Consider the following 20,605-nt stretch of genomic DNA (forward strand, 5'->3'; position numbering starts at 1 on the left):
AAAACAAATTAAGCTAAAACAGATATGTCATTTCACTTAAAAATATTTATTATTTTAGAATAATTATTGTGAAAAAAATTTTATCTCATAAATTTCTAATATTGAAAACGTATTATCACAAGCTTTAGAATGAAAACTCCTGTTATAAATAAGGCAATAGAGATTCACAAGCAGAATGATCGCCTTTAGCATCTTTTTTTTCTAGAATGTAAACGGAAACAGAAAATAGATTGTTTCACACTTATTTTTTCAGAATTGCTTTTTTCTCTTTTTTTGAAAAAGTTTGTGAAAAAAGTAGTATGAATGAGTTTATTATTGGAGGAATAAAAAATGACAAAAACGATTATTGTCGGAACTAACCATGCCGGAATTGCTGCTGCAAATACATTATTAGATAATTACCCAGATCAAGAAGTCGTGATGATCGACCGCAATACGAACTTAAGTTACTTGGGTTGCGGCACTGCCTTGTGGGTAGGCCGTCAAATAGATGGTTATCAAGACCTTTTTTATACAAATAAAGAAGCATTTGAAGAAAAAGGCGCCAAAATTTATATGGAAACTTCTGTAACCAGCGTTGATTTTAACAAAAAAATCGTTCATTGCGAGAAAAAAGACGGTTCTACGTTTGAAGAAAATTATGACAAAATCATTTTAGCCACAGGTTCTCGCCCAATTTCACCTAAAGTACCCGGTCACGATTTAGACGGAATTCACTTCTTGAAATTATTCCAAGAAGGACAAGATGTTGATCGTGAAATGGCACGAGACAGTGTAAAAACAGTGGCTGTCATTGGTGCTGGTTATATCGGTGTAGAAATTGCAGAAGCAGCAAAACGCCGAGGCAAAAATGTCTTATTATTTGATGCTGCTGATCGTTCATTGCCTTCATATTATGATAAATGGTTTACAGATGATATGGATAAAAATTTGGCAGATCACGGGATTGAATTACATTTTGGAGAATTGATCAAAGAATATAAAGGTGATAGCCGCGTAGATACCGTTGTTTCTGAAAAAGGGCAATACCCTGTGGACATGGTTATTAATGCGATTGGTTTTGGGCCAAATGCACAATTAGGAAAAGATCATTTAGAATTATTTGCTAATGGGGCTTATTTAGTTGATCGTCACCAACAAACAAGTGATCCAGATGTTTATGCAGTCGGAGATTGTGCGACCATTTACTCTAATGCACTTGATGCTACGACTTATATTGCACTTGCCTCTAATGCTGTTCGTACAGGAATTGTGGCGGGTCATAATATTGGTGGCACACCGGTTGAATCTGCTGGCGTTCAAGGCTCAAATGGTATTTCAATTTTTGGCTTTAATATGGTTTCAACAGGCTTGTCTGTTGCTGCAGCCCAAAAGAACAACATGGAAGTTAAATACACGGACTACGAAGACTTACAAAAACCTGGTTTTATTAAAGAAGAAAATGGCGATGTGAAAATTCGTATCGTTTACGAAGCGTCTTCACGTCGAATTGTCGGTGCACAAATGTCTTCCACCGAAGATATTTCCATGGCAATCCATATGTTCTCACTGGCAATCAGCAAACACGTTACAATCGACGAATTAAAACTATTGGATATCTTCTTCTTGCCACACTTTAACCAACCTTACAACTACATTACAATGGCTGCTTTAGCTGCTGAATAGGTAGAAAAATAAAATAAGTGTAAAAACGTTAAGAGCAGTTTTATCGCTGTTCTTAGCGTTTTTTTGTAATCTTAAAAAATTTTAGGCTGTTGGGAAAAAGTTTGTCGTTATGGTGCTACTTGCATTTGGTAGTTATGAAAACTGACCGACTTCTTTTTATTAAATGCGAAAATATTGGAGATAAAGAATATTTCAAGTGGTAGGATTAGTTTTCACTTGACGCCTCCTATAGGGATAACGGCATAATGAAATAGTAGACAATTTATTTTAAGTGGTAGGCTGATTATTAAAAACTTAGGGAGGATTAAAATGGCAAGACCAAAAACAAAAGAAGCGTTACTTCAAGCAGGAAACGATACTTATCTTAATATGATGGAATTATTAGACACACTGCCACAGGAAAGTTTAACGCAAAATTTCACCTTTGACGTTGAAAAGGAAAAGCAAGCACATTGGCAGCGGGATAAAAATTTACGGGATGTTTTCGTGCATCTGTATGAATGGCACAAGCTGCTGTTAGATTGGGTAGCGGCCAATCAAAATGGAAAAGCAAAGCAGTTTTTAAAAGCTGGCTATAATTGGAAAACTTATGGGAAAATGAATGAGGAATTTTTTTTAAAACATCAAAATACCAGTTATGAAGAAGCTTTGCAACTTATAGCTAAAACGCATTACCAAGTTATGGATTTGGCTAAGACATTTTCTAATGAAGAATTATTTGAAAAAGGAGTATTTCCGTGGGTGGGAGGAAGTACCTTAGGGAGCTATTTTGTTTCTGCAACAGCGAGTCACTATGAATGGGCAATGAAAAAAATCAAACGATTCAAAAAGAGTTTGTAGCTCCGTAGTAAAAAAGTCTGTCTACCCAAGTATGTTTAATCTTATGTGTAAGAGTAACCAAATTTTGAAAACAAATATAAAAGAATATTCAGAAAATTTAGAATAAACTGTTGACATCATTTTCACGAAGCTTTATGATATTTGTAACAAACAAGCAGGTGATGAAAATGACAACTTCGACATTCATGATGAATTTATTATTATAGCCTAGGACTCTTTTGGTAATTTAAGAGTCCTATTCGCATTGCATTAACGGTTAAAACCTTAATGGAATGCTTTTTTTATAAATTTTTTTGGAGATAAAAGCTGTTGCACATTGCAAATTACTGCATCAAGGAGGGAATTACATGCGCGAGATTCAATTTTTTGACACAACGCTACGGGATGGCGAACAAACTCCCGGTGTTAATTTTAATACGAAAGAAAAGGTGCAGATTGCCTTACAGTTAGAAAAATGGGGTATTGATACAATTGAAGCGGGCTTTCCGATTGCTTCAGAGGGAGATTTTGAGGCTGTAACAGCAATTGCCAAAGCGGCAACCACTATGACGGTAGCTGGCTTAGCGCGGTGCCAGAAAAAAGATATTGATCGTGCTTATGAAGCGTTGCAACATGCTAAGTTTCCTCAAATTCATGTCTTTTTGGCAACGAGTGATGTGCATATGCAGTACAAATTAAAAATGACAGAAGATCAAGTCTTAGCAGCGATTTGGGAACATGTGAGTTATGCAAAAGAAAAATTCGCCAAGGTTCAATTTTCACCTGAAGATGCTACACGTACCAACAAAGAATTTTTATTAAAAGCTGTTCAAACGGCAATTGATGCGGGTGCCACAATTATCAATATTCCCGACACAGTCGGTTATTCCAATCCGAATGAATATGGTGCTTTGTTCAAATATTTATTGGCAAATATCAAAAGTGAAGAAGAAATTATTTTTTCTTCCCATTGTCACGATGATTTAGGTATGGCCACAGCCAACGCATTGGCTGCAATTGAAAATGGTGCCAATCGAATCGAGGGTACAATAAATGGTATTGGTGAACGCGCGGGAAATACGGCTTTAGAGGAAGTGGCCGTTGCACTGCATATTCGCCGTGATTTCTATCAATGTGAAAATAAAATTCAACTTAAAGAAACAAAACGAACCAGTGATTTAATCGCCCGTCTTTCAGGAATTTCTATTCCGCGTAATAAGGCGATTATTGGCGGCAATGCCTATGCCCACGAGTCAGGAATTCATCAAGATGGTGTTTTAAAAAATCCAGAAACATATGAAATTATTACGCCACAATTAGTGGGTGTGAATACGAATTCTTTGCCACTGGGAAAACTTTCTGGCCGTCACGCTTTTGTAACCAAAATGGAGGAATTGGGCTACAGCTTAGCAGAAGCAGAAGTCAAACCACTTTTTAAACGTTTCAAAAATTTGGCAGATAAGAAAAAGCAAATTACTGACGCGGATCTCCTGGCTTTGGTGGCCGATCAAGTACGCCAAGAAGAAACAAGTCTTCACTTAGCTGGTGTGCAGTTACAGTATGTTTCTAATGGTCATCAAGGCGCGATTGTTTCGGTTCGTGACAAAAAAGGAGAAATCAAAATGGCTTCTGCGATTGGTTCTGGCAGTATTCAAGCAATCTACAATTCAATCGATCAGATCTTTGAACAACAGCCAGTTTTGATCAGCTATGAAATCACCGCTTTAACTGCTGGCGAAGATGCGCAAGCACAAGTGCAGGTGATTTTAGAATGTCCCCAGACAAAAAAACGGATTAACGGAATTGGCATTGATTTTGATGTCTTAGAAGCTTCGGCAAAAGCCTATGTTCAAGCCAGTGGTAACCTAAAAAATCTTTTCTCAGAAGATAAATAATAAAGTTAAGGGGAATCGTGATGAAAAAAATTACAGTTTTAGCCGGGGATGGAATTGGACCGGAAATTATGAATAGTGCCATTGCTGTGTTGCAGGCAGCTGCACCCAAGTATGGTCAAAAATTTCAATTTGATGAACAACCTTTTGGCGGTGCTGGAATTGAAGTCAGTGGTAAAGGATTGCCGCAAAAAACATTAGTTGCCTGTCAAAATGCGGATGCAATTTTATTAGGGGCTATTGGTGGTATTGCAGGTTCACCTTGGGAAAAAGCTGAGCAAACGCCTGAACAAGGACTGTTAGCCCTACGAAAAGCGTTAAATCTCTTTGCCAATATTCGGCCAATCAGTGTGCCAGATGCACTGCTACCCTTATCTCCCATTAAAGAAGCAATCGTAAAAGGGACAGATTTTATCGTGGTGAGGGAATTAACCAGTGGCATTTATTTTGGTGAACCAAGAGAGTTACAAGAACAAGCAGCTTTTGATACCTGCCGTTACACGCAAAAAGAAATTGCGCGAATTGCCCATAAAGCTTTTCAAATTGCACAAACTCGTAATAAAAAAGTAACGTCGGTGGATAAAGCCAATGTATTGGCTACAAGTAAATTATGGCGCAAAGTTGTGACGCAAGTAGCCAAACAATACCCTGATTGTACATTGGAACATCAGCTGGTTGATTCCTGTGCGATGCGTATCGTGCAACAGCCCACAGAATTTGATGTGATTGTCACAGAAAATTTATTTGGTGATATTTTAAGCGATGAAGCCTCTGTTTTACCGGGAACATTAGGTGTTTTGCCAAGTGCTAGTCATAGTGAAAACGGTGTGTCATTATATGAACCCATTCACGGTTCAGCCCCAGATATTGCCGGAAAAAATATTGCCAATCCTGCTTCAATGATTTTATCAGCGGCTTTAATGTTACGACAAAGTTTTAATGAAGAAAAAATGGCGCAAGCAATTGAAACAGCTGTTTTTGCGGTTATGGATGAAGGTGTCATTACGGCTGATTTAGGCGGTAGTGCAAAGACGACGGAATTTACAACAGCTGTCATAAATAAAATTCAAGCATAAACAGTTTGTGGATTAAAGGAAGAAAAACGCATGTGCATAAGAGGGGAGTAAAAAGATGGGAAAAACACTTTTTGATAAGATTTGGGAACGTCACGTCATTAAAGGAGAAGCAGGAGGCGCCCAATTATTATATGTAGATCTGCAGCTAATCCATGAAGTTACTTCACCGCAAGCTTTTGAAGGCTTGCGACAAGCTAAGCGTAAAGTTCGCTGTCCCAAGCGAGTTTTTGCCACGATGGATCATAATGTCCCAACGGTGGATATTCATAATATCACGGACTTGATTGCAAAAAAGCAAATCGATACTTTACGCCAAAATTGTCAGGAATTTGGGATTGAGCTTTGTGATAATGGTTCAGAAAATCAAGGAATTGTTCACATGGTAGGACCAGAGATGGGGTTGACACAACCAGGTAAAGTCATTGTTTGTGGGGATTCCCACACGGCTACTCATGGTGCTTTTGGCGCAATTGCCTTTGGGATTGGCACAAGTGAGGTGGAACATGTTTTTGCAACGCAAACAATTTGGCAGAAAAAACCAAAACGCATGGGTATTAAAGTAACAGGGGAATTACAACCAGGAGTTTATGCTAAAGATATTATTTTAGCTTTGATTGCTAAATACGGTACGGATTTTGGTGTTGGCTATGCGGCGGAGTTTTTCGGAGATACAATTACGAATTTATCAATGGAAGAGCGGATGACTATTTGTAATATGGCAATTGAAGGTGGTGCTAAAATGGGGATGATGGCCCCGGATCAAAAGACATTTGATTATGTTGCAAAACGTAAATATGCACCTAGAAATATGGACGCAGCTATAGCCGATTGGCAGACGCTTTATACAGATGAAGATGCCCAATTTGATACGTTATTAGAATTGGATGCCAAAAATTTAGCACCTTATATTACCTGGGGGACCAATCCGGAGATGGGGGTTTCTTTTGAAGAGAACTTTCCTGCAATCAAAGATCATAATGATGCATTAGCTTATGAATATATGGATTTAAAGCCTGGTCAAACACCCAATGATATTCCAATTGAATATGTTTTTATTGGTTCTTGTACTAACGGGCGACTTTCAGATTTACAAGAAGCCGCTAAAATTATTGCAGGCAAAAAAATTAAAGTCGGTGTCACAGGCATTGTTGTACCAGGTTCACGACCAGTAAAAAAGGCCGCTGAAAAGTTAGGGCTAGATGAAGTTTTCAAAGCTGCAGGATTTGAATGGCGAGAACCCGGCTGTTCCATGTGTTTGGGGATGAATCCAGATAAAGTTCCTGAGTTTGTCCACTGTGCCTCTACTTCTAATCGCAACTTTGTGGGCCGTCAAGGAAAAAATTCCCGCACGCATCTGTGTAGTCCGGCTATGGCGGCTGCCGCTGCGCTAAATGGAACTTTTGTCGATGTACGAAAAATCGTGAAGGGAGCTGCATGTTAATGGAGGCATTTAAAGTCTATACGGGAATGACTGTTCCTTTTATGAATGATAACGTGGATACCGACCAAATTATTCCAAAAACGTATTTGAAACGTGTAGATAAAAAAGGTTTTGGTGAATTTCTTTTTGATGATTGGCGCTATTTGTCAGATCGTAGGTCCAATCCTGAATTTGTGTTAAACTTTCCAGAGTATCAAAAGGCTACGATTTTAGTTTCAGGCGATAATTTTGGTTCTGGTTCTTCGCGAGAACACGCGGCCTGGGCTTTAATGGATTATGGCTTTAAAGCAGTTATTGCTGGCAGTTTTAGTGACATTTTTTATATGAATGCGACTAAAAATGGCCTGTTGCCGATTGCTTTAGACAAAGTAGCACGAGAAAAATTAGCAGCTGTATCACCGACCGCTAAAATTACGATCGATTTACCAAACCAAGTTGTCAAAACAAAAGAGGACACATTTTCATTTGCTATTGATGAAACGTGGAAAAATAAATTGGTGAATGGCTTAGATGAAATTGGGATTACCTTGCAAGCAGAAGAATTGATTAGCCAATATGAAAATAAAGGTGTACCCATCTATTGGCGTTAACAAAAAAGCTTTCTGTCAATCTCTGGGATGAAATCACTAAAAAATTAAAGTAAGAGCTTAATTTTTTAGTGATTTCATCTACAGGTACATTTACAGACGGCTTTTTTTGTCTCACTTTATGAATCACTACGGCCATAAGCAAAAATTTTCAAAAATAAAAAGCCATTCTAGCAAATTTTGTTATATAGCTTGGGACAAAAAGGTTCCTTCAGCTTTTCAAGCTGGCTTGTTTTTTTATCCAACTTTCTGCGATATTAAGCCAAACTTTCAAGAAAATTGAAAAGCAATTATTGAAATTCTGTCTTATTGTTTAAAAGCAAAACGAGTTTTAAAAAGCCAAGTTTAGTTGATTTAAAAAGTGCATGAGTTGATGGTAGTCAATTTCGGGATTGCGGCTTTTAATATTTTGATAAACTTTTTTTGAAATATTAGGTAATTGGGATTTAATTTCTCGCCCTTTTTGGGTTAAATCAATTTTTAGAATTCGCTCATCTTCAGGAGAACGGCTACGATTTAGTAGTCCTTGATTCTCCATTTTTTTTAAAAGTGGGCTTAAAGTGCCCGAATCTAGGAATAATTTTTCACCTAAACATTTTACGCTCATATCCTCTTCAATCGCCAATAAAGCGATAAAACTTGTATAAGTCAAATCCAATTCTGCTAGAAAAGGTTTATATAACCGAATTATTTCTTTTGAGGCAACATACAGTTGAAAACATAATTCTTTTGTTAAAAAATCTTCCGCCAATTTTTTCACGTCCTTTTAATTTCTTTTAGTCTAAGCAGAATCTAAATTTTTGTCAAACACAATTAAATTGTATACAATTTAATTTGTAAATACGAAAGAAGGAATTGACATGAAAAAAGTTTATGCAACTAAGATGATTAATACCGGTGGTCGTACAGGAGAAGTTCACTCACCTGATCACGCTTTTACCATGAATATTTTGCCTCCTGGCAGCAAAGAAAAAGGCGCAACAAATCCCGAACAACTTTTTGCAGCAGGTTACAGTGCTTGTTTTAACAGTGCACTATCTTATATTAAAGAACAAGCGGGCTTTACCGGTGAATCTACGATTGAAGTAACCGTTTCTTTATATAATTTGAGTCAATCGGAATTACCTGACGTGCAATTAGGTGTTGAAATTGCCGGACATATCGACGGTGCGACGAATGAAGAAACAATGGAATTATTGCAAGAAGCGCATAAAGTTTGCCCGTATTCTCGTGCTACCAAAGGAAATATCGCAGTAACTATTAATGCTTATTAAGTAAGGGGGTAAAAGAATGGAAACTCGTGCAATTGTCATTAATCAGTATGGTGGTAGTGAAGGTTTACAAGAAGAAAATGTGAAGCTGCCCGCTTTAAAAGAAGATCAAGTTTTAGTTCAAGTTCAAGCGACCTCAATTAATCCAATTGATTGGAAATTGCGGGAAGGTTATTTGCAACAGATGTTTGATTGGGAATTTCCTATTATTCTTGGCTGGGATGTAGCTGGAATAATTAGCGCAGTTGGTGAAAATGTCACAGACTGGCAAATCGGTGATCGTGTTTTTGCTCGACCGGCGACTACGCGTTTTGGAACTTATGCCGATTATGCGATCGTGGATACAAATCTTTTGGCTAAAATACCCGCTAATATTTCCTTTGAAGCTGCTGCTGCCACACCTCTGGCGGCTTTGACAGCTTATCAAGGATTATTCAATCATGGTCATTTGCAAAAAGGTGAAAAAGTTTTGATTCATGCTGGTGCCGGTGGTGTCGGAACTTATGCAATTCAATTAGCAAAAGCACAAGGAGCTGAGGTATTTACAACTGCTAGCAAAAAAAATCATGAACTGCTTTATCGCCTTGGTGCAGACAAAGTAATTGATTATCATGAAGAAAATTTTGCGGAAGCTTTTTCTGATTTAGATTTGGTATTAGATACAATGGGAGGAAAAATTCAAGAAGACAGTGTAAAAGTGCTCAAAAATGGTGGTCGCTTAGTCACAGTCTTAGGTATCAGTAATCCGGATTTAATGACAGCTAAAAATATTTTTGCACAGGCTATTTGGTTAGAACCAAATGGTAAAGAGTTAGCGCAATTAGCCAATTGGATGCAGGCAGGTCAGTTAGAAAGTGTTATTGGTGCGCAATTTCCGCTAACGGCTGCAGGGGTGAAATCAGCCCATGAATTAAGTGCTACCCATCATGCGGTGGGCAAAATTGTTTTAACCAATAATTAAAAAAATATAGATAAATAAAAGTACAGCTTTAAACAACACAAAAAAGACAGCAGAAATTATAGGTATAAATTTCGCTGTCTTTTTTGTGTTGTTTAAACTTTTTCTACGGGTAGCTTGAGGATTAGGGGCGATTTTGTTGGCGCCATTTTAAAGGCGTTTGTCCCTTAATTTTTTTAAAAGAGCGGATAAAATAGCTAGGCTCCAGGTAGCCGAGTTCTTCACTAACATCGCTGATTGATAAATCAGTATCTTTTAACAACTCTTCGGCCCAATAGATTTTTAGCTTACTGTAAATCTGGCTAAAAGGCTCACCAAATTCTTCTTTCAAAAGACGGCTTAAATAACTAGGGCTCAAATTCACTAACTGTGCTAGTGTTGGCAGATCCACATGATTGCTTTTATTAGCGAAGACGGCATCGACAGCTGGTTGCAAAATTTTGTTTTTAGCTTGATAAATGCCACTGGTGGTATTTAAGCGTTTTTCTAAGACTGATTGGCGAATATCCTCTTGAATAAAGGTCAAATCAACCGGCTCTTCATCTTTTATGACAGCTAAATTTGTAGTGCGCTTTGTTAGACGAAGTGTTTGTTGATAGGCTTTGATTAAGTAATCTTTTTTGATGGCTTCGGTGACAATATATTCACTTAATTGTTCTAACATATTGGCTGCATGATTTAAATCGGCCATACTAAAACGCGGATAGGCGTTAATTAAATCCTGATGTTCAGCTTTAAAGGCGGCGACATCAGCGCGGGTATCCAAGTTTAAAATCTGTTCTAATTCTTCTTGTTGTTCGTCTAATAAAATTTCCCCTGCCATAATAGCGCCGACGTAATTATTGTCCACCAGAATAGGAATGGCTAAATCAACAATATTAAAATGACAGCGATAAATGAAAGGTTCACCGGTGCGCACAGCTTCTAAACCGCCGCGGGCATCACATTTTTCACAAAATTGTGCTAATTGTGGGTGGTGACGGGCTAAGTTACAAAAGGGTTTCACTTGGCTATGCTTTGTAATGGGTTTGCCTTTGTAATCAACTAAAATAATTGCTAAGTGGGTAGCGACAGCAATACTTTCTTGTAGGCGCTCCCATTTTTCTAAGTCCAAAACTTTTTCAATTTCAAAATGGGTACTCATAATTGGGCCCTCCGTAGTTTTATTATAGAACTTTTTGGTTTAATGACAAATAATTGCTATTTCACAAAAAAGTTCTATCTAAATTTATAAGAAAGCGCTATCAAAGTGTCGTGTTAATTGTAATGGAAGCGGTTATTATTGTGGCGTAGAGAAAAAGAGATAGTTAATTTTTACTATCTTTAATTTTCGATTTATAAAAAATCGACCCACCACAAATGAGGAGGAATTTACTATGAGAAAAGCATTAATCTTACCAACAAAGTATGTCCAAGGAGAAAATGAATTACTAAATTTAGGTTATTTTGTTCAAACATTTGGCAAATCAGCTTTACTAATCGCAAATCCTGAAGATGTCAAACGCGTGAAACCGCAATTAGATGCGACTGCCAAAAAATTTAATATCACCTTTATTGAAGGTGGTTTTAATGGTGAAGTTACTCGCGCAGAAACCAAACGCTTGCAAGCTGTAGCAAAAGAAAATCATACTGATGCCATCGTTGGTTTAGGTGGTGGTAAGGCTATTGATGCTTCAAAAGTAGTCGCAGAAGGCGAACATTTAATTATTGTACCAACAATCGCGGCAACGGATGCACCAACTTCACATTCTGCTGTTTTATACCATGGGGATGGTTCTTTTGATGATTATGCATACTTTAAACAAAGTCCAAGTGTCGTTTTGGTAGATACAACTGTCATCGCCAAAGCGCCAACCCGCTTTTTAGTTGCTGGTATGGGAGATGCTTTGTCCACTTATTTTGAAGCAAGAGCCACGCATAACTCTTATTCACGGGTAAATGCGAGCTTACCAATGGGCTCAAGAGAAGGTTTAACACCTAATGCGTCTGGAACGTATGCGGCTTTAGCGATGGCTAAATTATGCTGGACTCATTTGCAAGAAGATGGTTTAAAAGCCAAAATTGCAGCGGATAGTAATTTAGTAACAGAAGCTTTAAATAAAATCGTTGAAACCAACATCTTGCTTTCAGGACTTGGTTTTGAAAGCGGTGGTTTAGCAGCAGCACACGCCATTCATAATGGGATGACGGTTTTACCAGGTGCCCATGGCTACTTGCACGGTGAAAAAGTGGCTTTTGCAACAATTGTTCAATTGGTCTTAGAAGATGCGAACAAAGAAGAATTAGAAGCAGTCATGGATTTTAGTGCTTCTGTTGGTTTGCCATTAACATTGGCTGATTTGGGAGTTGAAACGATTTCCTTTGATGAAGCCATGGCAGTTGCTGAAATTGCTTGTATTCCAGAAGAGTCCATTCATTCAATGCCGTTTCCAATTGTGGTAGAAGAAGTGGCCAATGCGTTAATTGTCGCAGATAAAATTGGTCAAAATTATAAAGAGCGACACGACTTAGCGTAGATTTTTATTGACGAAGGAGTAGGTTATCCATGAAAAAAAGTATCTTTTTAGTTTCCCATAGTAAAGAAATTACGGACGGTATTAAAGCTATGGTGGAACAAATGGCTCAAAAAGAAGAAGTAGCTATCTTTTCGTTAGGCGGCACGGCTGAAGGGCAATTGGGCAGTGATCCAATCAAAATTATGGCTGCCGTAGAAGCATCACAAGATGCCGCCGTCTACCTTGTTTTTGCCGATTTAGGCAGTGCGGTGTTAAGCGCTGAATTGGCTTTTGATTTGTTAGCTGAAAATGACCAGAAAAAATATCGCTTAGTGGACGCTCCCTTAGTTGAAGGTGCCTTTGCAGCTGCCATTACTGCCGGCATTACAGATGATGTTGAACAAATTATGACAGAAGCAAAACAAGCAGGCAAAAAAGGATGGTAAAAAGATGAAGAAGATTATTAATGAACCGGGTATGATTGTGGATGAAATGTTGCAAGGTTTAGTCAAAAGCTATCCTGAATCAATTCACCAAGTGGCTGACTCGCGTGTTGTGGCAAAAAATGAAACCAAAAAACAAGTTGGTCTAGTATCTGGTGGTGGAAGTGGTCACGAGCCAGCCCATGCTGGCTTTGTCGGGGAAGGGATGTTAAGTGCGGCCGTTTTAGGCGATGTCTTTACTTCTCCAACCCCTGATCAAATTGAAATCGCTATAAATGAAGTAGATTACGGCGCAGGTGTTTTATTAATTGTAAAAAATTACACCGGCGATATTTTGAATTTTGAAATGGCGAAGGATATGGCAACGTTAAATGAAATTCCAGTGGAGATGGTCGTAGTTGATGATGATGTCGCAGTTGAAAATAGTACGTATACAGCCGGAAAACGTGGCGTAGCAGGAACTATTTTAGTGCACAAAATTTTGGGTGATGCAGCCAGAAGTGGTCTAAGTTTAAGCGAATTAAAAACGCTGGGGGAAAAAGTTGTCGCTGAAATTAAAACCATTGGGGTGGCCTTAGCTGCGGCAACCGTACCGGAAGTTGGAAAACCTAGCTTTACTCTAGCAGAAGATGAAATTGAATTTGGTGTTGGTATCCATGGTGAACCCGGCTACCGTCGGGAAAAGATGCAGACTTCAAAAGAGATGGCCCAAGAATTAGTTGGTAAAATTTTGGCACAATATGAACAAAAACCTGTTGAAGTTGGGGTGTTGGTGAATGGTATGGGCGCAACACCGCTAATGGAACAATTTGTCTTCATGAATGATGTCTTAAATGAATTAAGCAGTCAAGGTATTGCAGTTACTTTTCACAAAGTTGGCAATTATATGACTTCCATTGACATGGAAGGACTTTCTTTAACCTTGATTAATTTGAGCGAGAAAACTTGGTTAAGTGCGCTAAACAGTCAAGTAGACACAATTTCTTGGTAAAAGTTGGCAAAGAAAGGACAAAAAAACAATGGAAATAACCGTAAAAGAATTGCAAGCATGGTTGGCAGATTTTGCAGCTGAAATAAAAGTCAAAAAAGATTATTTAAGTGAGCTAGACACCCCGATTGGTGACGGGGATCATGGAAATAATATGGCTCGCGGAATGAAGGCCTATGAAGAAAGTTTGGCACAACAAAAACCTGCGACAATTAGTGATACCTTTAAAGTATTGGCAATGGCCTTAATTTCAAAAGTTGGGGGCGCTTCTGGTCCCCTCTATGGCTCAGCTTTTATGAATTTAACCAAAGAAACGAAAAATATTACAGAAATCACCAGTCAGGCCCAATTAGGAAATTTAATGGCACAAGGCTTAAATGGTATTCAATTACGGGGAAAAGCTGAAGTTGGCGATAAAACGATGGTCGATGTCTGGTCGCCAGTGGTAGCCGCGTTAAAAGAAGAAAATTTAACGGTTGAAAAAATTACAGCTGCTAAAGAAGCTACAAAAGATCTAGTGGCCAAAAAAGGCAGAGCTTCTTATTTAGGCGAGCGGGCAGTAGGCCATATCGATCCTGGAGCAGCCTCAAGTGCCTTGTTATTTACCACTCTTTTAACATATTTTTAAAAGCGTAACGAATAAATAGCATTTTAAGAAGGGAAAAAAATGAAAACAAATTTTGATTTTATGATGCCCAGTGTCAATTTTTTTGGTCCAGGAGTAATTAAAAAAATTGGCGAACGAGCAAAAATATTAAATATGAAAAAAGTCTTAATTGTGACAGATAGTTTTTTGCGTCAAATGGAAAATGGTCCGGTCAAACAAACAGAAGCAAGTTTATCTGATGCTGGTGTGGCTTATGCAATTTTTGATGAAGTAGAACCGAATCCCAAAATTCGCAATGTAAAGGCTGGGGCAGCATTGTATCAATCTGAAAACTGCGATGCCATTATAACCGTGGGCGGTGGCTCTGCTCATGATTGTGGCAAAGGGATTGGAATTGTTTTGACCAATGGTACTGACGTGATAAAATTGGCAGGAATTGAAACGCTAGATAAACCATTACCTCCGCTAATGGCAGTTAACACGACGGCAGGTACTGCTTCTGAAATTACCCGGCACGCAGTCTTGACAAATGAAGCGACACATTTGAAATTTGTGGTAGTTTCATGGCGTAATGTACCGCTAGTTTCCTTTAATGATCCATTACTAATGTTAGATGTTCCAACAAAATTAACCGCTGCAACTGGCATGGACGCATTGTGTCATTGTGTGGAGGCTTACGTTTCAGAAAATCGCAATCCGATTACAGACGCGCAAGCAATTCAAGGAATGAAGTTAATTGGGCAATATTTACGACGTGCAGTGGCAAACGGTCACGATTTAGAGGCACGTACCAATATGGCCTATGCTTCGCTACTTGCGGGTATGGCATTTAACAACGCTGATTTAGGGTATGTTCACGCGATGGCGCATCAATTAGGTGGTCAATACGATGCGCCTCATGGTGTTTGTTGTGCTGTATTAATGCCTACTGTTGAACGTTGGAATATGATCGCTAGTCCAGAACGCTTTGCAGATATTGCTGTTTTTTTAGGTGAAAATATTGCAGGCTTGTCAAAAATGGCAGCTGCTGAGCGGGGAATTGCAGCATTAGAACGTATTTCAGAAGATGTCGGCATTCCTGCAAATATTAAATCCATAGGCGCAAATCCGGCTGACTTTTCTTTAATGGCAGAAAATGCTTTGAAAGATGGGAATGCTTTTTCAAATCCCCGTAAAGGGACAAAAGCCGATATCGTTTCACTGTTTGAAGCAGCCTATAATGCTTAACTAAAGGGATAACAGGTGGTATTAAAACCGTCTAAAATAATAGCACCTTTTTTATTTAACTACTCCTACGCGTCTTTTGTTGACAAAAAGTGTCAACAAAAAGAGCTGTGACAATTGTTGTCACAGCTTTTTTTGTTTGCTTAGAAAGTTTAGTGAAATATAAGAAATGTGACCACTAAGCGGACTATTTTAGTTTTAGTGCTAAAAATGATACGCTTACATTGAAGGAAAATTAAATAGTAGAGGAGTGGTGAAAATGGAGGAGAAAGAAAAACAATTAGCAGACTTGGCTAAAGAAGCAAAAAAAGATAAGACAATGGAAAAAATCGACGAAATGGAAAAAGAATTGCAACTGGATGATGACAATGAAGAAAAAGATGAAAAAGAAAGCAAAGGCCTTGAAAAGGTGTTAGAAGAGACTCCGTTACCTGGCGCCAATTTTCGTGGCCCCAACCAGACCTTTTAGGCAATTAAAAGTATAGGTGTAAAATCGTAAAAGATAATACAGGCTCAAATAAAAGCCAGTTTCTTGAAATGTAGTACTTCTAAAAAGTTAGATTTTTAATCTGACTTTTGGAATTGCTGCAAAAGAAAATGGCTTTTTTTGCTTGGTAACAAAAATTTATAAAAAGTTAGTCAAGTTTCTTTCTTGTTGACAAAGAATTTTAGATATAGTATATTATACGAGTTGAGAAATGAAAGCAGAAGCACCCGCTTCTCGCCTTAGTGAAGATATTGCTGGGCAGAATAGTTAGATCGCTTGTTTACAAGCTGATTTTGCGCGCGGGTTCGAATTCGAACTCGTTTTTTTATTGCTTTCTCTCTTCAAAAAACTTGGAGGTGAATGACCATAGCAAAGGATATGATGGTAAACGACGGCATTCGTGCACGTGAGTTGCGTTTGATCGACCAAAACGGTGAACAATTAGGTGTTAAAACTAAAGCAGAAGCATTGAGTATTGCAGAACAAGCCAATCTTGATGTCGTTTTAGTAGCTCCCGGTGCGAAACCACCAGTAGCGCGGATCATGGATTACGGGAAATATCGTTTTGAACAACAGAAAAAAGATCGTGAAGCTCGTAAGAAACAAAAAGTGATCAACATTAAAGAAGTTCGTTTAAGTCCGACAATTGATGTCAATGATTTCAATACAAAACTGCGTAATGCACGTAAGTTCCTAGAAAAAGGAGACAAAGTGAAAGCTTCAATCCGTTTTAGAGGTCGTGCCATTACCCACAAAGAAATTGGTCAGAAAGTCCTTGATCGCTTAGCTGAAGAAGTTGCGGATATCGCAGTTGTTGAGCAAAAAGCGAAGATGGACGGACGCAGCATGTTTCTAGTGGTTGCACCAAAACCTGAGAAATAAGCGTCAGTCAGTCAAAGTTCATGAAGAATTGATTTTGAGGAGGAAATTAGTTATGCCAAAACAAAAAACACACCGCGGTTTAGCAAAACGCGTAAAACGTACCGGTAAAGGCGGATTAAAACGATTCCGCGCGTTTACAAGCCACCGTTTCCACGGCAAAACAAAAAAACAACGCCGTCAATTGCGTAAAGCAAGCATGGTGTCAGCTGGCGATTACAAACGTATCCGTCAACAATTAGCTCGTATGAAATAAGCTAATTGAACCCTTGCTTTACCATTTCAAAAATTCGAGATTTATTTTAGGAGGAATTAAACATGGCACGTGTTAAAGGTGGAACAGTAACTCGTAAACGTCGTAAAAAAGTGCTTAAATTAGCTAAAGGTTACTACGGTTCCAAACATACTTTATTTAAAACAGCAAAAGAACAAGTAATGAATTCATACAACTACGCATACCGCGATCGTCGTCAGAAAAAACGCGACTTCCGCAAATTGTGGATCGCACGTATCAACGCAGCGGCTCGTATGAACAACTTGAGCTACTCAAAATTAATGCATGGCTTGAAATTGGCTGAAATCGACATCAACCGCAAAATGTTGGCTGATATTGCAGTCAACGACGCAGCAGCTTTCACTGCACTAGCTGACCAAGCGAAAGACGCATTGGCTAAATAATTATATTTAACTACTGCAAATCCCTCACGAATTTCGTGAGGGATTTTTTTACGATTTACACGTCCTGAAGTAAGGCGTATAAAGGCAGTAGCTCTTTGTAAGTTTCTTCAATATATTGCGCGGCTTTAGCAGGATGATGCCATAATTCATCTTTATTTTTAATAATTCGTCCAATTTGGAATTCAGCTTTTTTAACGGTGCTCAGTCGCAGTAAGGCATGTTCTAAATTTTCTTGCGTTAATGGGACTGTTTTTTCTTTGGTATGATCCAAACTCATAACGGTATCTGCTGGTAGCCTATCAAATATAGCAGTGTTTTTTAACAGTATAGCTGCCATTTCTTTTTGTCTTTTTGGTTGATCGATAATGGAGAGCCACATGAAAACATATTCTGGCCAAATACCGATTTGAAAGTGAGCACTCATTTTGTAGCCGCGTTTACCTTCGCTCATAGCGGCCCAAGTATTTTCGGGCGGGTGAACAGTTCTACGGCGGTGTTGGGCAATATGCAGATAAAAAGGATGTTTAAAGTGTTGTGCTAGCATTTCGCAAGTTGGGTTACCAATTGCTGTAAAAACTGGCTGAATCTCGCTACGAATAGCAGCCATTCGTGCTTCTAAACCTGGTATAGTAAAAACGGTAAAGCTTTTTTCATTAAACATTTCATAACTCCCTTTAGTTAGTGTTAATTTAAAGATAGCATATTTTCTTTTCCAGATAAAAAATAACAATTCAAAATTTTTTCACAAAAAGTCTTTTATTTTTTTTAGTTAATGTTACAATTGTGTTACAAAAGAAATGTTTTTGTAAAAAATAAAAGTGAAGAAGTGTGATCAAAGTGAAAAAAGTATTGGGGATTTTGGCTTTCATGGCGTTATTAACAGTTCCAAGTGCGTATGCCGCTGAGGAAAATACGGCTGCAAATGTGAATGAAAGTGAAGAAACACTAACCACCACAACGGCTGAGCAGATGAGTACGACTCAAACGACAACATCTTTAGAGACGACCAGTGAAGAGACAACAGATACGACAACCACAGCTGTTGAAGTGGGGGAAGCAATCAAAAATGGTATTGAAGAACAGACGGGAATTAAAGCTGTTGAAGCTAGTGAAACCGTTAATCAAAATGTAGTTGAAATTCGCAAAGCCTTGGCAAGTGGGCAATATGCTATTACGCCAGAAGCGTTGGCAAACTATACAGATGAACAGTTAGACGAAGCGTTGCAATTATTTACCCGCATAAATCAAGATTTTTATGGTATGGATTTAGGCGCGTATGTACGTCTCTTAACAGCCTTATATCAAGATAAAACAATTGCTGTGTCATCAGCACTTGCAGCTTTAAGTTTTGACGCGACCGGTTTATCTTTGTCGGAGTTGAAAAACCAAGTCGATGCATTAGAAAATTACTTGCAAACTGTTTATCCAGCCAATAGTAGCTTTATTTCAATTCGGCAGTTAAGCCATGATGAACTGCTTGCAATTTTAAATTTTATAACACCACTACAAGAAAAAATGTTGGCAGAAGAAGGGCGATTTTTCCCCGGCATTATTGCTTGGATTGCCCGCTATGCCTCTGAAGGAATCCCGCAAGCCCGCAATGAATTGGTGAAGCCTGTGACGACGAATGCGACCACAGAAACAACCTCTGCTACTAATGAGACGACAACGGAATCTTCTGTAACTAAAAAAGAAGATAATAAAAAAGAACAAACTGGAATTTTACCAAAAATGGGAGACAATCCGATGTTTTATGTTTCAGTTATTGGGATATTGGTAATTATTAGCGTTACTTTCATTTTTTACCGTCGCAAAAAGAAATAGACATTTTATAGCTAGAAAATAAAATATCCTTGGGAAAAAACTGGTAAAAACAGTTTACATTCACAAGGATATTTTTTTTGAGCGATTATTTAATTTATAACTACGGACATGATTTTGATAACTAAAGTAGTCAGAGTAAATGGATGAATTAAAAAAATAGAATCGGGAAAACAGGATTTGAACCTGCGACCCCTTACTCCCGAAGCAAGTGCTCTACCAAGCTGAGCTATTTCCCGTCAACGATTACTACGTTACTGCTAAAAGATAATTTTTGCAAAAGAAAAGGTCAAGTGTTTCGTAAAACGACTTAGCATCATGACAGAGTGCAAGTCATCAGTTATACTAATTAAAAGTCATCTTTTCTAAAGGGACTAAGGAGGTTTTTATGGATTTTGCCAATCAAGATTTTGCATATTACGAGCGCACCATTGCATTGATGTATCGCAAGTTTTTTATGAAGCGGATTGTATTATCACTTTTAGCACTTTTGATTATTGTTATTTACAGTCTTATTTTTAAAGATCATTTACTTGTAAATGGTGTTATTGTCGTCATACTTTTAGGGGTAACTTTTCTACTGCTACAAAAGCTGCAGGAATTTCCCAAAGTTTATGCTGACTTTTTAGCACAAAATAATCCGACAGCTGAAATTATTCAAATTGAAGAAGCGGAATATACGTATAATGTCAAAAAAGATAAGCAATTAATCGTTGCGATTAATAAAAAAGGGGCGCGTAACTTACCTGCTAGTAATAAGCAATATACTTTGTTAGTCGGATTTGCGAAAAACTTTTTTACACTGCAGCCTTTGGAGCTTTACTATTATGATATGTTGGAGCTGACTTATGAAGAGAAGTTTCGGTTAAAACGCAATGGTTACAGTAACGTGCCTCGGTTTTTACGACGTTTTACTTGGAGTAATTTGAAGGCTACAGCTGGTAATGGTGTGAATTTCATTTTAGGAAATCTGTTTTTCTTATTTATTTTATATCGATTACTGCGTTATTTATGGCGCTTTGTTCAAATGTTGTTTTGATTGTTATTTAATAATTTACTTATTGACAGCAAATGTTGTGGATGGTAGATTTGTATCAAATTTTAAGAAAAGGGGTCAGGCGGACATGGCACAGCGAACTGTTTTAGTTGCAGATTGTTGTTGTATGGTGCAAAAAATTGCAGCATACCATTTTGTCATGCCTATTAATAGACCTAGTTTCTAAAATTTGTCGTAAATAATTCTGCGTGCACCAGAGTATATTTGCAAATATTTT

General features: G+C 38.0%; 22 protein-coding genes, 1 tRNA gene and 1 other annotated feature. Of the genes, 19 read left to right on the top strand and 4 right to left on the bottom strand.

Annotation, left to right across the window (positions count from 1 at the left end; all coding sequences use genetic code 11):
• Window positions 1-330: 330 nt before the first annotated feature.
• The 6 genes from nox (at window position 331) to leuD (ending at window position 7,483) form a co-directional block, all read left to right on the top strand.
• Window positions 331-1,665 (top strand): H2O-forming NADH oxidase, encoded by a 1,335-nt coding sequence (gene nox, locus JZO76_RS08085; protein ID WP_206903594.1) that lies wholly within the window; start codon window positions 331-333, stop codon window positions 1,663-1,665.
• A gap of 309 nt (window positions 1,666-1,974) precedes the next feature.
• Window positions 1,975-2,505 carry a ClbS/DfsB family four-helix bundle protein gene (locus JZO76_RS08090; protein ID WP_206903595.1) on the top strand — a complete coding sequence of 177 codons (531 nt, stop codon included), beginning with the start codon at window positions 1,975-1,977 and terminating at the stop codon, window positions 2,503-2,505.
• Window positions 2,506-2,852: 347 nt separating this feature from the next.
• Window positions 2,853-4,379, top strand: a complete 1,527-nt coding sequence (locus JZO76_RS08095) for a 2-isopropylmalate synthase (protein WP_206903596.1) — start codon at window positions 2,853-2,855, stop codon at window positions 4,377-4,379.
• 20 nt (window positions 4,380-4,399) lie between these two features.
• Complete coding sequence (gene leuB / locus JZO76_RS08100) at window positions 4,400-5,452, top strand: 3-isopropylmalate dehydrogenase (protein ID WP_242595814.1); 1,053 nt, start codon at window positions 4,400-4,402, stop codon at window positions 5,450-5,452.
• Between the two features lie 55 nt (window positions 5,453-5,507).
• Window positions 5,508-6,893 (top strand): 3-isopropylmalate dehydratase large subunit, encoded by a 1,386-nt coding sequence (leuC, locus tag JZO76_RS08105; protein WP_206903598.1) that lies wholly within the window; start codon window positions 5,508-5,510, stop codon window positions 6,891-6,893.
• Window positions 6,893-7,483: a 3-isopropylmalate dehydratase small subunit gene (gene leuD / locus JZO76_RS08110; RefSeq protein ID WP_206903599.1), complete on the top strand. Its 591-nt coding sequence runs from the start codon at window positions 6,893-6,895 to the stop codon at window positions 7,481-7,483. Before leuC ends, leuD begins: the two co-directional genes overlap by 1 nt.
• A gap of 328 nt (window positions 7,484-7,811) precedes the next feature.
• On the opposite strand, the gene JZO76_RS08115 is transcribed toward leuD, so the two are convergent.
• Window positions 7,812-8,231, bottom strand: coding sequence for a MarR family winged helix-turn-helix transcriptional regulator (locus JZO76_RS08115; protein ID WP_206903600.1), 420 nt, complete (start codon window positions 8,229-8,231; stop codon window positions 7,812-7,814).
• 109 nt (window positions 8,232-8,340) lie between these two features.
• Here JZO76_RS08115 and JZO76_RS08120 point away from each other — a divergent pair, with 109 nt between their 5' ends.
• Both JZO76_RS08120 and JZO76_RS08125 read left to right on the top strand, forming a co-directional pair.
• The gene (locus JZO76_RS08120; protein ID WP_206903601.1) at window positions 8,341-8,754 is read left to right on the top strand and encodes an Ohr family peroxiredoxin; all 414 of its coding nucleotides are present in this window, start codon (window positions 8,341-8,343) and stop codon (window positions 8,752-8,754) included.
• 16 nt (window positions 8,755-8,770) lie between these two features.
• Window positions 8,771-9,712, top strand: coding sequence for an NADP-dependent oxidoreductase (locus JZO76_RS08125; RefSeq protein ID WP_206903602.1), 942 nt, complete (start codon window positions 8,771-8,773; stop codon window positions 9,710-9,712).
• A 121-nt stretch (window positions 9,713-9,833) separates the two neighbouring features.
• Here JZO76_RS08125 and JZO76_RS08130 read toward each other — a convergent pair whose 3' ends face one another.
• A complete protein-coding gene (locus JZO76_RS08130) occupies window positions 9,834-10,853 on the bottom strand; it encodes a PocR ligand-binding domain-containing protein (RefSeq protein ID WP_206903603.1) in 1,020 nt (339 codons plus the stop codon).
• 232 nt (window positions 10,854-11,085) lie between these two features.
• Here JZO76_RS08130 and JZO76_RS08135 point away from each other — a divergent pair, with 232 nt between their 5' ends.
• The 9 genes from JZO76_RS08135 to rplT all read left to right on the top strand — a co-directional run bounded on the left by JZO76_RS08135 (window position 11,086) and on the right by rplT (window position 17,510).
• Window positions 11,086-12,225: a glycerol dehydrogenase gene (locus tag JZO76_RS08135; protein ID WP_206903604.1), complete on the top strand. Its 1,140-nt coding sequence runs from the start codon at window positions 11,086-11,088 to the stop codon at window positions 12,223-12,225.
• A 29-nt stretch (window positions 12,226-12,254) separates the two neighbouring features.
• Entirely contained in the window at window positions 12,255-12,650 is a 396-nt protein-coding gene (gene dhaM / locus JZO76_RS08140) for a dihydroxyacetone kinase phosphoryl donor subunit DhaM (RefSeq protein WP_206903605.1), read from the top strand.
• A 4-nt stretch (window positions 12,651-12,654) separates the two neighbouring features.
• A complete protein-coding gene (gene dhaK / locus JZO76_RS08145) occupies window positions 12,655-13,638 on the top strand; it encodes a dihydroxyacetone kinase subunit DhaK (RefSeq protein WP_206903606.1) in 984 nt (327 codons plus the stop codon).
• A gap of 28 nt (window positions 13,639-13,666) precedes the next feature.
• Window positions 13,667-14,263 (top strand): dihydroxyacetone kinase subunit DhaL, encoded by a 597-nt coding sequence (dhaL, locus tag JZO76_RS08150; RefSeq protein WP_206903607.1) that lies wholly within the window; start codon window positions 13,667-13,669, stop codon window positions 14,261-14,263.
• Between the two features lie 39 nt (window positions 14,264-14,302).
• Window positions 14,303-15,469, top strand: coding sequence for an iron-containing alcohol dehydrogenase (locus JZO76_RS08155; RefSeq protein ID WP_206903608.1), 1,167 nt, complete (start codon window positions 14,303-14,305; stop codon window positions 15,467-15,469).
• Between the two features lie 256 nt (window positions 15,470-15,725).
• Window positions 15,726-15,935, top strand: a complete 210-nt coding sequence (locus JZO76_RS08160) for a hypothetical protein (RefSeq protein ID WP_016173760.1) — start codon at window positions 15,726-15,728, stop codon at window positions 15,933-15,935.
• A gap of 227 nt (window positions 15,936-16,162) precedes the next feature.
• Window positions 16,163-16,288 (top strand) — a sequence feature (ribosomal protein L20 leader region).
• A gap of 25 nt (window positions 16,289-16,313) precedes the next feature.
• Window positions 16,314-16,835 (top strand): translation initiation factor IF-3, encoded by a 522-nt coding sequence (gene infC, locus JZO76_RS08165; protein ID WP_016173761.1) that lies wholly within the window; start codon window positions 16,314-16,316, stop codon window positions 16,833-16,835.
• 52 nt (window positions 16,836-16,887) lie between these two features.
• Window positions 16,888-17,088: a 50S ribosomal protein L35 gene (gene rpmI, locus JZO76_RS08170; protein ID WP_016173762.1), complete on the top strand. Its 201-nt coding sequence runs from the start codon at window positions 16,888-16,890 to the stop codon at window positions 17,086-17,088.
• A 62-nt stretch (window positions 17,089-17,150) separates the two neighbouring features.
• Window positions 17,151-17,510 carry a 50S ribosomal protein L20 gene (rplT, locus tag JZO76_RS08175; RefSeq protein WP_206903609.1) on the top strand — a complete coding sequence of 120 codons (360 nt, stop codon included), beginning with the start codon at window positions 17,151-17,153 and terminating at the stop codon, window positions 17,508-17,510.
• Between the two features lie 55 nt (window positions 17,511-17,565).
• Here the strand turns inward: rplT and JZO76_RS08180 are convergent, their stop codons facing one another.
• Window positions 17,566-18,171, bottom strand: a complete 606-nt coding sequence (locus JZO76_RS08180; protein WP_206903610.1) for a DUF1054 domain-containing protein — start codon at window positions 18,169-18,171, stop codon at window positions 17,566-17,568.
• 167 nt (window positions 18,172-18,338) lie between these two features.
• On the opposite strand from JZO76_RS08180, the gene JZO76_RS08185 reads away from it, so the two are divergent.
• Window positions 18,339-19,334, top strand: coding sequence for an LPXTG cell wall anchor domain-containing protein (locus tag JZO76_RS08185; RefSeq protein WP_347401457.1), 996 nt, complete (start codon window positions 18,339-18,341; stop codon window positions 19,332-19,334).
• A 162-nt stretch (window positions 19,335-19,496) separates the two neighbouring features.
• Here JZO76_RS08185 and JZO76_RS08190 read toward each other — a convergent pair.
• Window positions 19,497-19,570, bottom strand: a tRNA-Pro gene (locus JZO76_RS08190).
• Window positions 19,571-19,719: 149 nt separating this feature from the next.
• Between JZO76_RS08190 and JZO76_RS08195 the strand changes: the two genes are divergently transcribed.
• Window positions 19,720-20,370, top strand: coding sequence for a hypothetical protein (locus JZO76_RS08195; RefSeq protein ID WP_206903611.1), 651 nt, complete (start codon window positions 19,720-19,722; stop codon window positions 20,368-20,370).
• Window positions 20,371-20,605 lie beyond the last annotated feature (235 nt).

Origin of the sequence: Candidatus Enterococcus myersii (assembly GCF_017316025.1) — a bacterium.
Lineage (GTDB): Bacteria > Bacillota > Bacilli > Lactobacillales > Enterococcaceae > Enterococcus_C > Enterococcus_C montenegrensis.

Bases quoted from the DNA above. Each gene is read 5' to 3' on its own strand.
- leuC (WP_206903598.1), top strand. From the start codon at position 5,508: ATGGGAAAAACACTTTTTGATAAGATTTGGGAACGTCACGTCATTAAA.
- JZO76_RS08095 (WP_206903596.1), top strand. From the start codon at position 2,853: ATGCGCGAGATTCAATTTTTTGACACAACGCTACGGGATGGCGAACAA.
- JZO76_RS08135 (WP_206903604.1), top strand. From the start codon at position 11,086: ATGAGAAAAGCATTAATCTTACCAACAAAGTATGTCCAAGGAGAAAAT.
- JZO76_RS08090 (WP_206903595.1), top strand. From the start codon at position 1,975: ATGGCAAGACCAAAAACAAAAGAAGCGTTACTTCAAGCAGGAAACGAT.
- JZO76_RS08125 (WP_206903602.1), top strand. From the start codon at position 8,771: ATGGAAACTCGTGCAATTGTCATTAATCAGTATGGTGGTAGTGAAGGT.
- JZO76_RS08155 (WP_206903608.1), top strand. From the start codon at position 14,303: ATGAAAACAAATTTTGATTTTATGATGCCCAGTGTCAATTTTTTTGGT.
- dhaM (WP_206903605.1), top strand. From the start codon at position 12,255: ATGAAAAAAAGTATCTTTTTAGTTTCCCATAGTAAAGAAATTACGGAC.
- dhaK (WP_206903606.1), top strand. From the start codon at position 12,655: ATGAAGAAGATTATTAATGAACCGGGTATGATTGTGGATGAAATGTTG.
- JZO76_RS08130 (WP_206903603.1), bottom strand. From the start codon at position 10,853: ATGAGTACCCATTTTGAAATTGAAAAAGTTTTGGACTTAGAAAAATGG.
- dhaL (WP_206903607.1), top strand. From the start codon at position 13,667: ATGGAAATAACCGTAAAAGAATTGCAAGCATGGTTGGCAGATTTTGCA.
- rplT (WP_206903609.1), top strand. From the start codon at position 17,151: ATGGCACGTGTTAAAGGTGGAACAGTAACTCGTAAACGTCGTAAAAAA.
- nox (WP_206903594.1), top strand. From the start codon at position 331: ATGACAAAAACGATTATTGTCGGAACTAACCATGCCGGAATTGCTGCT.
- infC (WP_016173761.1), top strand. From the start codon at position 16,314: ATGACCATAGCAAAGGATATGATGGTAAACGACGGCATTCGTGCACGT.
- leuB (WP_242595814.1), top strand. From the start codon at position 4,400: ATGAAAAAAATTACAGTTTTAGCCGGGGATGGAATTGGACCGGAAATT.
- JZO76_RS08160 (WP_016173760.1), top strand. From the start codon at position 15,726: ATGGAGGAGAAAGAAAAACAATTAGCAGACTTGGCTAAAGAAGCAAAA.
- rpmI (WP_016173762.1), top strand. From the start codon at position 16,888: ATGCCAAAACAAAAAACACACCGCGGTTTAGCAAAACGCGTAAAACGT.
- JZO76_RS08195 (WP_206903611.1), top strand. From the start codon at position 19,720: ATGGATTTTGCCAATCAAGATTTTGCATATTACGAGCGCACCATTGCA.
- JZO76_RS08120 (WP_206903601.1), top strand. From the start codon at position 8,341: ATGAAAAAAGTTTATGCAACTAAGATGATTAATACCGGTGGTCGTACA.
- JZO76_RS08180 (WP_206903610.1), bottom strand. From the start codon at position 18,171: ATGTTTAATGAAAAAAGCTTTACCGTTTTTACTATACCAGGTTTAGAA.
- leuD (WP_206903599.1), top strand. From the start codon at position 6,893: ATGGAGGCATTTAAAGTCTATACGGGAATGACTGTTCCTTTTATGAAT.